The sequence below is a fragment of the Gemella haemolysans ATCC 10379 genome (assembly GCF_000173915.1).
GTDB lineage: Bacteria > Bacillota > Bacilli > Staphylococcales > Gemellaceae > Gemella > Gemella haemolysans.
Map to the genome: position 1 here is coordinate 72,542 of NZ_ACDZ02000011.1, position 12,617 is coordinate 85,158.

Below are 12,617 nucleotides of genomic sequence, written 5' to 3' on the forward strand. Positions count from 1 at the left end.
AAATAAACTGTTTTCGAAAGGATAAAATGAATAATAAGGAAGAAAGAGTTCAATGTCAAAAGTTATGGGCAAAAAATAAATATCTTGTTTTAAGTCATTCAAGTAAAATATACTTAGAAATTAGAACGTATTTAAAGCAAGAAGAAGTATCCCAAAATAAAGTAAGTGAGCTTATAAAACAAGCTGTAAGTTTACCTGAAGATAAAGGGCAAGTAACGAATGCATTGCATCACGTTTGGGGATATTTTAAAAAATATGCGACAAAAGAAGAAAAAGAAAATTTTTTCGAAATGATTGAAGAATATCATAATAATAAATACAAAAAAGAAGTTTTAATAAAAGAAGTAAAATATCTTCTAAGTAAATATCCAAATAAGTATTTGGAAGAATCTACTTTTATCAATGGAGGACAAGATGAGACTTTGGCATGAAGAACTAATATCAAAATTACCAAGGCAACAACTTTTAGGTCAACATAGAGAGTGTTGTGCATTAAGAGGAAATGGTTGGGGTAAGAAACATGCAACGGTAGATTATGTATTTGAACATAAGCCATTTTTCCTTTTTAAGTATCATGAATTAATCATGCAGGAGATGAAGAATAGAGGCTATAATGTTAGTGAAGAATGGCTTGATAAAAATTATAGAGGAAAAGTTTGTTCTCCTCACAACGATCTAAAAGAATGTAAAATAAATAAGCCGATTTATAAAGAACATGATGCAGCATACTATGATGAGTGCATTGAAAATTTAGCACAAAAGGATATTTTTATCTAGTAGTAATAAGAAAAGATAGTTTTATTGACAATTAATAATAAAAGTAGTAATATTAATTTACTTGCAAACGCAAGTAAATTAAGAGGTGACAAATGAATAATGAAGAAGTAGTAAATAAATGGATAGCATTTCATAATAATATGAAACAAATAAGTACTGAATTAGAAGATGCCTTATCAAAAGGAGAGCATCCAATAACTTTAAATGAATACTATAGCTTACATTACTTGAATGAAACCGAAGGAAATATATTAAGAATGACAGATTTAAGTACTAAGATTTCATTAAGTTTAAGTGCAACATCAAGAATGTTAGCTAAATTTGAGAATACGTGTGGTGTAATAGAAAGATTTTCTTCTGCTGAGGACAAGAGAGGTGTATGTATAAAATTAACACCTAAAGGAAAAAAGTACCTAGAAAACACTACAAGTATAGTTACAGATGTATTAAATAGAAATAGTGATAAAATATAAAATCAGAATTTATTATTTTGATTTTTATATTTTACTAATGTACTTGTTTGTGCAAGCAAATATTTTTAATGAAAGTTTAGGAGAATTAAAATGACAAAATTAACAAATCAACCAGTAAAAGATAGAGCAGAACATAACGCGTATTTCCCATCGGACTATTCTTTGAGTATATATACGAGTCCTGTGACAAATTTTGATGGTTTTAAATTTGAAAACACGTATAGAGGTGAAAAGAATAAAATTTTAATGATAGCGTCAGATGAAAGATACTTACAAATGTCTAATGGAAAGTATTTTTCAACAGGGAATCACCCTGTAGAAACATTATTACCAATGTTACATATGGATGCTGCTGGATTTGAGATAGATATTGTTACTTTATCAGGAAACTCTGTAAAATTAGAGATGTGGGCAATGCCAGAAAAAGATGAAAATGTTATGAAGCTTTATAATAAATATATAGAAAAATTTGAGAATCCTGTTAAATTAGATAGAATTTTGGAGAATATTACTTCAGAAAATTCACCTTATTCAGGTGTCTTCATACCAGGTGGTCATGGTGCAATGATTAACTTGCCTGAAAGTAGTGAAGTAAAAGAGGTTCTTAAATGGGCAATTAAAGAAAATAAAAAAATCATAACACTATGTCATGGACCTGCTGCACTAATTTCAGGAAATATTGACGAATCAGAGTTTTTATTTAAAAATTATGAAATGACTGTTTTCCCTGATAGTATAGATGAGGGAGCAAACCAAGAAATTGGATATATGCCAGGAAAATTAAAATGGTTATTAGCTGAAAAGCTAGAAAGTTTGGGTGCGAAAATAGTAAATGAAGCAATAAGCGGTCAGGTTCATATAGATAGAAACTTAATAACTGTAGACAGTCCTCTTGCAGCAAATCAACTAGGAATTGTAGCTGTAGATGAGTTGTTAAAAATGGTAAATAAATAGAGGTGAAAAACTATGAAAATTTCAATTTTAAATTTAGCTCCATTAAGACAAGGAGAAAATTTTAAAGATGCTATTGATGCAATGGTTAAATTAGCAAAAAAGGCTGATGAATTAGGATATGAAAGATATTGGATTGCAGAACATCATAATACCAAAAGTGTAGCGAGTAGTGCGACACAATTACTAATACAACGTACATTAGATAATACAAAAAATATTAGAGTAGGATCAGGTGGTGTGATGTTACCTAATCATAGTCCATATATAGTTGCTGAGCAATATGGAACTTTGGAGACTCTTTATCCTGGTAGAGTTGATTTAGGTTTAGGGCGTGCACCGGGTACTGATTATAACACTGCGCGAGCTATTAGAAGAAATACTAATAGAGAGATGGATTTTAAAAAAGAAGTCGTGGAGCTATCTGGGTATTTTAAAGATACAAGGCCTGTTCATGCATATCCAGCTGCCGGGCTGGATGTTCCACTATACATATTAGGTTCAAGTACTGATAGTGCATATGTAGCTGCTGAGCTAGGCTTACCTTATTCATTTGCATCACATTTTGCTCCAGCTATGATGGAAAATGCAGTAGCAATTTATAGACATTACTTTAAACCATCAGAAGTTTTAAGTGAGCCGTATGTAATTTTAGGTGCTAATGCAGTTGTTTCAGATACTGATGAAGAAGCAAAAAGATTATCAACAACGCAGATTCAATCATTTTTAAATATTATTACAAGTAATCCTCAAGGTATGGTTCCTCCAGTACAATCGGAAGAAGCGGTTTGGAAAAATTATATTGCGACAACTAAAGTTCCACATTTTGGACCAATTGCATTTGAACATGATGAAATAGTTGATCATGAGAAAGCTGTCGTTAATCAGATGACAAAAATCTCATTTATTGGTAATAAGGAGACTGTGAAAAATCAGATTTTAGATTTAAAACGTAGGGTAGAGTTTGATGAATTAATGATAAATTCATATATTTATGATGAAAAAGCACAACACCACTCTTATGAATTATTAAAAGAGGTTATTGATGATATTAATGGATAGTCTATTGGTGAATTTAGAAATACTGCTTCTTAATTGCTAAAATTTATAATTTCTTAAAAACTAAATTGATGACAAAAGTAGATAATTAGTGTATTATGAAATCAAATAAACTTAATAATAGTAAAAAAGAGGTAAATTATGGAAAAATATCTAATTAATGACGAATTTGTCAATGTAAAATCAAGAATAGAAGAATATTTAGAAAAAAATAACATTCACCAATTTTTAAATATAAACCAAGGTGAATATGCAAAAAATGTTGATTTAGAATTAGAGGATATTCAATATGTAATATTTGGTAATCCAAAAGTAGGAACATTACTAATGCAAGATGACTTATATCTAAGTTTTAACCTACCACTTAAATTATTACTTATTAAGAGAGAAGATAAGACAGAAGTATTATATGAAAAACCTACTTCTTGGTTAAAAGAAGATCATTCTGATAGAATAAAAGAAATATTACCTAAGATGGACAATTTGTATTTAGATATCATTAAGCATTTAGAAGCATAATTAAGAATTGTTTATTTTAGATGAGAAAATTAAAGAAGGAGAATTGGGACTAATCTAAAAGTACTAGATTTTAAAAATAGTTTATATGGAAACTCATAGACGCAGTGGTTTATTGATATCTAAATTCGCTTAAAAAAGCTTTTTAGATATCTAATAAACTGTGCGGGGGTGACTCGAAAAAATCTTGTTTCTAAGAAATCACGATTTTTGAGTCACTCCCACTTCTTCTTTTTATTTGAATATAAATCTAAAACTGGTTTTATCAATGGTTATTGAGAGTATTTTATGATAAACTGTTATTAGTATACATAGGAGGTATGAAGAATGTTAAAAACAAATTTTTTAGATGTAGAATTATCTAACCCATTAATGAACGCATCAGGAGTGCACTGTATGACGACTAAGGAACTAGATGAATTAGCAACTAGTGAAGCAGGTGCTTTTGTTACAAAAACTGCAACTCGTGATTATAGAGAAGGTAATCCTGAGCCTAGATATTATGATACTGCTTTAGGAAGTATAAATTCAATGGGGTTGCCAAATAATGGTTTAGATTACTATTTAGATTATGTTATTGAACGCCAAAGAGCAGGTGCAAAATTACAGTTTTTATCTGTAACAGGTATGAGTTATGATGAAAATATTGCTCTATTAAAAAAAATTCAAGAGAGTGAATATGAAGGTGTGACTGAATTTAATCTATCGTGCCCAAATGTACCAGGAAAGCCTCAGATTGCTTATGATTTTGAACTTACAGATAAATTATTGGCTGAGGTATTCACATTTTTTACAAAACCTATTGGGGTAAAACTACCTCCGTATTTCGATATTGCTCATTTTGATGAAATGGCTAAAATTCTTAATAAATATCCTCTTACATATGTGAATAGTGTAAATAGTGTAGGGAATGGTTTATATATTGATTTAGATAAAGAACAAGTAGTTATCAAACCTAAAGGTGGATTTGGTGGACTAGGAGGAGAATATATAAAACCAACTGCATTAGCTAATGTTCGTGCATTTAGGGAACGCTTGAATCCTAGTATAAAAATTATTGGAACTGGTGGAGTTATAAACGGTAAAGATATATTTGAACATATTCTATGTGGTGCTGATTTAGTGCAAGTGGGAACAACTCTTCATAAGGAAGGAGTTTCAGTTTTTGCTAGACTAACTAAAGAACTTCAAGAAGTGATGAAAGAAAAAGGGTACTCAAGTTTAGATGACTTTAGAGGTAAATTAAAGGTAATAGAATAAATAATTAGCATATATATAGTATAAATTTTAATTAATGATGAAAATGTAAAAGAAAAAATAGATAACACTTGAAAATCATTTTGAAAATTGTTATTATATATTGTACAGACAAAATATAGCACATATAAAGGCAAGAATATGGCTTGCAAGTTTCTACCATCAGACCGTAAATTTGATGACTATGGGCATTCTTATTATAATATTATTACTTTGAATTAATTTTTAAAGTAACTATTTGTAGTAGAATTTTAAATCGCCTATAAGTAATTATAGGTGATTTTTTGTATTTATATAGTTATATTTGTCAAAAAATAATATATAAATAACTAAGGAGAAAAGAATCTTGAAAACTTTTATTTTAAGTTTACAGCACGTACTAGCGATGTACGCAGGAGCGGTAATTGTACCGATAATTGTTGCTGGAGGTCTAGGTCTTTCAGCAGAGCAAACAACTTATTTAGTGTCAGTTGATATTTTTATGTGTGGTGTAGCAACATTTTTACAAGTATATAAAGGTAAATTTACAGGAATTGGGTTACCTGTTGTTCTTGGATGTACTTTCACAGCAGTTGCACCGATGATAGCTATAGGAAATAGCTCAGGATTACCAACTATGTATGGAGCGATTTTTGTTTCGGGGCTAGTGGTAGTTGTAATAGCACCATTTTTTGCTAAGGTGGCTAAGTTATTCCCACCAGTAGTTACAGGTAGTGTTGTAACAATTATAGGTATTACATTAGTACCAGTTGCGATGAATTATATTGCAGGTGGACAAGGATCGAAAGATTTTGGAAATCCAAAAAACATAGTATTGGCATGTATTACGCTTGCAATTATTTTAGTAATTTATAAATTCACTACTGGATTTATTCAATCAATAGCAATTTTATTAGGTTTAGTATCAGGAACTGTTATTGCTAGTTTTATGGGAATGGTAAGTTTAACAGAAGTTACACAAGCAGGTTGGTTCCAACATCCAACACCACTTAAGTTCGCTAGTTTCGAATTCAATATAAGTGCGATTTTAACATTTGTTATAGTTGGAATAGTTAGTATGATTGAATCAACTGGTGTATATTATGCCCTAGGAAATATCTGTAATCAAGAGGTTAAAGAACCAGATTTAAGAAGAGGATATTTAGCAGAAGGATTAGCGGTTATGATTGGATCATTAGTAAATGCCTTCCCATATACTACTTATTCTCAAAACGTAGGACTTGTACAAATTTCAGGTGTAAAAAGTAAAAAAGTAATGTATGTCATGGTACTGTTACTTCTAGTTTTTGGATCAATTCCAAAAATTGGAGCTTTAGCTACAATCGTACCTCAACCAGTACTAGGAGGAGCGATGATTAGTATGTTTGGTATGGTACTTGCATATGGTGTGAAAATGTTAGGAAATACTGATTTTGCTAAACAAGAAAATCTTATGATAATTGCTTGTTCTGTTGGTTTAGGATTAGGTGTAACAACAGTTCCTACAGCATTTGCTCAATTACCAAGCTTTATCCGTATGTTTACTGATAGTGGTATTGTTTTAGGTACAATTGTTGCGATTGTAATGAATCTGATTTTTAATAGAAAATCAAAACTAAAAAACAACTAACTAATAGAGATAAGTATTTTTAATCTAAATACTTTAATTAGAAAATAGAATTATAATGAATGACTCAGGAAGAATAGATTTTTTAAATCATGATTTTTGAGTCGTTCATTTTTATTTATATATGGCTAAAAATCAATGTTTTTTGTGTACAAAATATTGTAGATGTAGTATAATTTAATAAAGGTCAATTTTAGTCAATAAAGGAGGTGCTCTTATGAATAATAGTAATATGACTGATATACTTGAACAATATATTATTGGCTTATTTAATGAGGCGTCAGAAGATCATATAATTATAAAAAGAAGTAATGTTGCACAAAAATTTGACTGTGTACCATCTCAATTAAACTATGTAATAAAAACAAGATTTACACCAGAACACGGATTTATAATTGAGAGTAAGCGAGGTGGAGGTGGATTCATCAGAATCACCAAAATAACTCTTCACGCAAATAAAGACTACATTGATTATTTAATTGAGACAGTAGAGAATGAGATAGTTGAAATAGATGAGGCTATTAGATTAGCTAAAATACTATTGGATAAAGAGTATATTGATAAATTTGATTATAATCACTTTATAGATAGTATAGAGATTGTTACAGCGGTTCATAATCAATTTTTAGATTGTATTGATGAAAATAGTGCTGAAGAAATGATTAATCAAACCAAAGCAAATATTAAGGATCTAACAATAAGATTTTTAACAAATATAAAATATAATAAAAGGGGATGATGTTATGTATATAAGATTTAATGAAACGGCCCTTATGGTATTAACAACAGCAAAAGAAGAAGCAAATGATTTTGGAGTTAAAGCTGTAGGAACAGAACATTTATTATTAGCTATGTTGAGTATGCAAAATACAATATCTTGCAAGGTGCTTAACAGGCATGGTGTTTACTATGACGATTTTAGAAAAAGTGTAGTAGACTTTTATGAAGCAGAATTAGAAGGAACTGATTTTTATCGTAATGTTTTAATGAAAATAGATTATACAAATGGAGCAGTTAGAACGATAGAAAATAGTCAAAGATATGCTGATGACACTTCTAGTTTTGTTGTTACTAGTGAACACTTGTTATTATCTTTACTTGAAGAAGAGACTGGTACAGCTGTACGTTTATTAACTGATAAATTAGGAATAAATGTCGATGCTTTGGTTGATGAATTATTTGATTTAGTGAAAAAGAACCATGCATTGGTATCTAAATTGTATGAAGGATTTAAAAAAATTACTGAATCTGAGAATAGTTCCTCAAAAACTAAAACATTAAATTCTTTAGCGAAAGATTTAACTAGAGATGCATTTAATAATAAACTAGATCCTGTATTAGCACGTGATAAAGAAATTACTCGTATGATCGAAATTTTAAATAGACGTACTAAGAATAATCCTGTATTAATTGGAGAACCTGGAGTAGGGAAAACAGCGATAGTAGAAGGTTTAGCAGAAAGAATCGTTTCACAAAATGTTCCTAGTAATTTATTAGGAAAGAGAGTAATGGTATTAGACATGGGTACATTACTTGCAGGTACTAAGTATCGTGGTGAATTTGAAGAAAGATTAAAAAATATAATTGCAGAGATTGAAGATGCAGGAGATATTATTTTATTTATAGATGAAATTCATACGATTATTGGAGCTGGTGGTAGTGAAGGGAGTGCTGATGCATCAAATATTCTTAAACCTGCCTTATCTCGTGGTTTAATTCAATGTATCGGTGCTACAACAACTGAAGAATATAGAAAATATTTTGAAAAAGATGCAGCCTTAGAACGTCGTTTCCAACCAATTAAGGTTGAAGAACCAAGTACTGAAGATTCTATTAAAATTCTTGAAGGACTACGACATAAATATGAAGAACATCATGATGTAGAAATATTAGATGAAGCTATTTGCTCAGCTGTAAAATTAAGCACAACTTATATCACAGACAGATGTCTACCTGATAAAGCAATAGATCTAATAGATGAGGCATGTTCTAAAGTTAAACTAAGATATTATAAATCACCAGATAAATTAAAAGAGTATGAAGATGAGCTTACTCGATTAAACAAAGAAAAAGACAGAGCTGTTATTAACCAAGAATTCGAAATAGCAGCTAAAAAACGTGATGAAGTTAATAAGGTAATTAGTAAAATCGAAGAATTCAAAATTTCTTGGCAAGACAGCTTATCAAAAGATAAGATTAAGATTACTTCTGAACACATAGCTGAAGTTCTTGCAGCTTGGACAGGAGTTCCAGTTACAAAATTAACAGAATCTGAAAGTGAACGTCTACTAAAATTAGAAGAAATTTTACATAAGAGAGTTATAGGGCAGGATGAGGCTGTAGTTAGTCTTGCCAAAGCTGTTAGAAGAGCAAGAAGCGGATTTAAAGCACCAAATAGACCAATAGGAAGTTTTATTTTCCTAGGACCTACAGGTGTAGGGAAAACAGAACTTGCTAAAAGTTTATCAGAAGCTTTATTTAGCTCAGAAGATAATATGATCCGTATTGATATGAGTGAGTATATGGAGCCACATTCAATTAGTAGATTAGTTGGAGCGCCTCCAGGGTACGTAGGGTATGAAGAAGTAGGACAATTATCTGAACAGGTTCGTCAAAAACCATATTCAGTAGTTCTATTTGACGAAATTGAAAAAGCTCACCCATCAATCTTTAATATCCTTTTACAAGTACTAGATGATGGACGTTTAACTGATGCATCAGGACGCGTAATTGATTTTAAAAATACAATTATTATAATGACTTCAAATGTCGGAGTTAGTGAACTTAATGATCAAAAATTTGTAGGTTTTGGAGGTAGTGATTCTATTAAGAATGATTATAAGAATGTTCAAAACACTATGATGGAAGCATTGAAAAAACAATATCGTCCAGAATTCTTAAATAGGATTGATGATATAATCGTCTTCAAAACTCTTGAAAAAGAAGAGTTGGAAAAAATTTCTGAATTACTAATTGATGGTCTATCTAAGAGATTAGAAGATAGAAATATCACTATTAAACTTACTAAAAAAGCAATGGCTAAAATAGTTGAAGATGGTAGTATAAAAGAATACGGAGCTCGTCCATTAAAACGAAGTATTCAAAAAAATATTGAAGATTTATTAAGTGAAGAACTGTTACAAAATCCTGAATTAACAGGAACTATCAATATTGATTATAAAAAAGATAGTTTTGTTGTAAAGAAGACTAAGAGGTAGTTATGGCTAAGGTAAATGTTAAATACGAATGTAATGCCTGTGGTTACCAAAGTTTGAAATATATGGGGAGATGTCCAAATTGTAAAAAATGGGCATCTATGGAAGAAGTAGTCGAAGCAAAAAAAGCGACAAAACATACAGAATTTGAAGTTAAAACAAACGATACGGAGCGTGTAGAAGCTGGGAAACTAAAATCAGTTTCTACACAGGATGTACCGAGGACTCTAACGGACAGTAGTGAATTAAACAGGGTCTTAGGTGGAGGAGTTGTAGGCGGATCATTAGTACTTTTAGGAGGAGATCCAGGTATTGGAAAATCTACATTACTTCTACAGATTTCAGCATACTTAGCAAAAGAACACGATGTACTATATGTAACTGGGGAGGAGTCAGTAAGACAGGTTAAAATAAGAGCTGATAGATTAAAGAATAATACAGATGAACTTTTTGTTTATGCACAGACTGATCTTAATTTAATATATCAAGTGGTAAAAAAAGTAAAGCCTCAGTTTTTAGTAATTGATTCAATTCAGACAATTTATAATCCTAATATGGAAAATTCTCCAGGTAGTATTACTCAGGTTAGAGAATGTACTCAACAATTGATGAAAATTGCTAAGAGTTTAAATATAGCAATATTTATAGTTGGGCATGTTACTAAGGAAGGAACTATTGCGGGTCCACGTATGTTAGAACATATGGTAGATACAGTTCTGTATTTTGAAGGTGAAGGTCAACATAGTTATCGAATACTTAGAGCGGTTAAAAACCGTTTTGGTTCAACTAATGAAATTGGAATTTTCGAGATGAAACATAGTGGATTAGAAGATTTAGCTAACCCGTCTCAAATGTTCTTAGAAGAAAGAAGTAAAAATCTTGCTGGAGCGACTATAATTAGTACTATGGAAGGTAGTAGACCACTTCTTGTAGAAATACAATCATTAACTACACCAACAGCTTTTAATAATCCGCGAAGAATTTCGACTGGATTAGAATATAATAAGTTAATATTACTAATGGCTGTATTAGAGAAAAAAGCTGGTTATTTATTACAACAACAAGATGTTTATGTTAAAGTTTCTGGTGGAGTTAAGATTGATGATCCGGCAGTAGATTTAGGAGTAGTTATGGCAGTTGCTTCTAGTTTTAAAGATATAGCTGTAAACATGAATGATTGTTTCATTGGAGAAGTTGGCTTAACAGGAGAAGTTAGAAGAGTTAGCAGAATTGAACAAAGAATCAATGAAGCAAAAAAACACGGTTTTAAACGTGTAATTGTACCGGTAGGAAATATGAAGAATTCTGATTTTCCTGACGGGATTGAGATAGTTCCTGTAAAGGATATTAGAGAGTGCTTAGATATAGCCTTCAGTAATGTGTTTTAATAAAGATATGAGATGAATAGAGAGAAAACTAGATGTTTTTTCTTTATTCATTTCTTAGTATTTATATTTATAAAAATATTTTAAAAAAACTTTAATTTTTTTGATTTAGTTATGTTAATTTTAAGTAGAATGTAGTAGAATAGATAGAAGAGATGTTTTATATCTCTATACTTTCTAATGTATTATTATTAAAGCATTATTAATAATTTTATATTTCAAATTAAATAATAAAAGGAGTGATTTTTATGTTGAAAAAAGTTTTAATTATTATTTCCTTTTTTCTAGGAATAACAGTAGGAACACTTTCAACTAGTGCATTAATATATTATAATATTTTTGCATCATTGAGTGAGACGATGTTAAGACTTATTGTTACAATTGGAACTACAGTAGTTTTTGTATTAGTGTCTTTATTATTTTCAGATAGATTCGTAGCAATGTTAAAAAGAATCGAAGATCGTCTAACGAATACACCAATCCAAAAAATTGTATTTACTACAATTGGATTAATTCTTGGTCTGCTTCTAGCTAGTTTACTTTCATCAGGGGTAGATGTTATAGCAGGTGCAGGAATAATGGGAAGAATTATTTCTGCTGTAGTATATATCGTCTTTGGATACTTAGGATTGGTGTTAGGATATAGACGTGAAGGAGAATTTTTAAATATCTTTACGGCATTTAAATTTGGGAACAAACCTAAAGAAAAAGAACAAAAAGTTAACACAAAGAAAATCTTATCAAAAGTTGTAGATACGAGTGCATTAATTGATTCACGTATTCAAGATGTTGCGAAAACTGGATTTTTAGAAGGTAAGATTATTGTTCCAGAATTTGTTTTAAAAGAATTACAGCTTATTTCGGATTCTGAAGATCCATTAAAACGTGCAAAAGGTCGTTTAGGCTTAGATTGTGTTGAACATCTTCAAAAAATGAGAGAAATTGATCTCGAAATTGATAATAAGTACAAATATAATGAACATAAAGGTGTTGATAATTTATTAATAGATTATGCAATGAGATATAAATGTGCTATTATTACAACTGATTATAATCTTAATAAACTTGCAACTTTACAGTCAATTAAAGTTCTGAATGTAAATGATTTAAGTAACGCTGTTAAACCAATGTTAACAACAGGGGAGAGACTGAAAGTTCAAGTATTAAGAGAAGGTAAAGAGAATAATCAAGGTGTGGCTTATACTGAAGATGGAACAATGATTGTTGTTGAAAATGGTAAACGCTCAGTTGGTAAAACTGTTGAAGTAGAAGTACAAAGTGTCTTACAAACATCTTCAGGAAGAATTATCTTCACTAAGATTGTTTAATAAATTTGCTTTTTTTGAAAAAATGTGTTAATATAAGTTGTATTGTATTA

At 30.2% G+C, this 12,617-nt stretch carries 12 protein-coding genes and 1 riboswitch; all 12 genes read left to right on the top strand.

The genetic code is table 11. From position 1 onward, the window contains the following. Window positions 1-26 precede the first annotated feature (26 nt). The 12 genes from GEMHA0001_RS04860 (at window position 27) to GEMHA0001_RS04915 (ending at window position 12,567) form a co-directional block, all read left to right on the top strand. Window positions 27-431: a YbgA family protein gene (locus tag GEMHA0001_RS04860; RefSeq protein WP_003144669.1), complete on the top strand. Its 405-nt coding sequence runs from the start codon at window positions 27-29 to the stop codon at window positions 429-431. Continuing rightward, entirely contained in the window at window positions 415-777 is a 363-nt protein-coding gene (locus GEMHA0001_RS04865; RefSeq protein WP_003144701.1) for a TIGR02328 family protein, read from the top strand. The genes GEMHA0001_RS04860 and GEMHA0001_RS04865 overlap by 17 nt, the downstream gene beginning before the upstream one ends. Before the next feature lie 92 nt (window positions 778-869). Continuing rightward, window positions 870-1,250 carry a MarR family winged helix-turn-helix transcriptional regulator gene (locus GEMHA0001_RS04870; RefSeq protein WP_004264456.1) on the top strand — a complete coding sequence of 127 codons (381 nt, stop codon included), beginning with the start codon at window positions 870-872 and terminating at the stop codon, window positions 1,248-1,250. Window positions 1,251-1,340: 90 nt separating this feature from the next. Beyond that, entirely contained in the window at window positions 1,341-2,204 is an 864-nt protein-coding gene (gene hchA / locus GEMHA0001_RS04875) for a glyoxalase III HchA (protein WP_003144678.1), read from the top strand. Window positions 2,205-2,216: 12 nt separating this feature from the next. Continuing rightward, window positions 2,217-3,263 (top strand): LLM class flavin-dependent oxidoreductase, encoded by a 1,047-nt coding sequence (locus GEMHA0001_RS04880; RefSeq protein ID WP_004264437.1) that lies wholly within the window; start codon window positions 2,217-2,219, stop codon window positions 3,261-3,263. 138 nt (window positions 3,264-3,401) lie between these two features. Further along, window positions 3,402-3,779 (top strand): DUF302 domain-containing protein, encoded by a 378-nt coding sequence (locus tag GEMHA0001_RS04885; RefSeq protein ID WP_004264297.1) that lies wholly within the window; start codon window positions 3,402-3,404, stop codon window positions 3,777-3,779. Between the two features lie 324 nt (window positions 3,780-4,103). Continuing rightward, window positions 4,104-5,036 carry a dihydroorotate oxidase gene (locus tag GEMHA0001_RS04890; protein ID WP_003144698.1) on the top strand — a complete coding sequence of 311 codons (933 nt, stop codon included), beginning with the start codon at window positions 4,104-4,106 and terminating at the stop codon, window positions 5,034-5,036. A gap of 100 nt (window positions 5,037-5,136) precedes the next feature. Further along, window positions 5,137-5,238, top strand: a riboswitch (purine riboswitch). Between the two features lie 141 nt (window positions 5,239-5,379). Further along, window positions 5,380-6,642, top strand: coding sequence for a nucleobase:cation symporter-2 family protein (locus GEMHA0001_RS04895; protein ID WP_004264435.1), 1,263 nt, complete (start codon window positions 5,380-5,382; stop codon window positions 6,640-6,642). Between the two features lie 214 nt (window positions 6,643-6,856). Next, window positions 6,857-7,378, top strand: coding sequence for a CtsR family transcriptional regulator (locus GEMHA0001_RS04900; protein ID WP_003144712.1), 522 nt, complete (start codon window positions 6,857-6,859; stop codon window positions 7,376-7,378). A gap of 4 nt (window positions 7,379-7,382) precedes the next feature. After that, window positions 7,383-9,857: an ATP-dependent Clp protease ATP-binding subunit gene (locus GEMHA0001_RS04905; protein ID WP_004264399.1), complete on the top strand. Its 2,475-nt coding sequence runs from the start codon at window positions 7,383-7,385 to the stop codon at window positions 9,855-9,857. A 2-nt stretch (window positions 9,858-9,859) separates the two neighbouring features. Then, a complete protein-coding gene (radA, locus tag GEMHA0001_RS04910) occupies window positions 9,860-11,242 on the top strand; it encodes a DNA repair protein RadA (protein ID WP_003144691.1) in 1,383 nt (460 codons plus the stop codon). A gap of 245 nt (window positions 11,243-11,487) precedes the next feature. Beyond that, window positions 11,488-12,567 (top strand): PIN/TRAM domain-containing protein, encoded by a 1,080-nt coding sequence (locus GEMHA0001_RS04915; protein WP_004264347.1) that lies wholly within the window; start codon window positions 11,488-11,490, stop codon window positions 12,565-12,567. Window positions 12,568-12,617 lie beyond the last annotated feature (50 nt).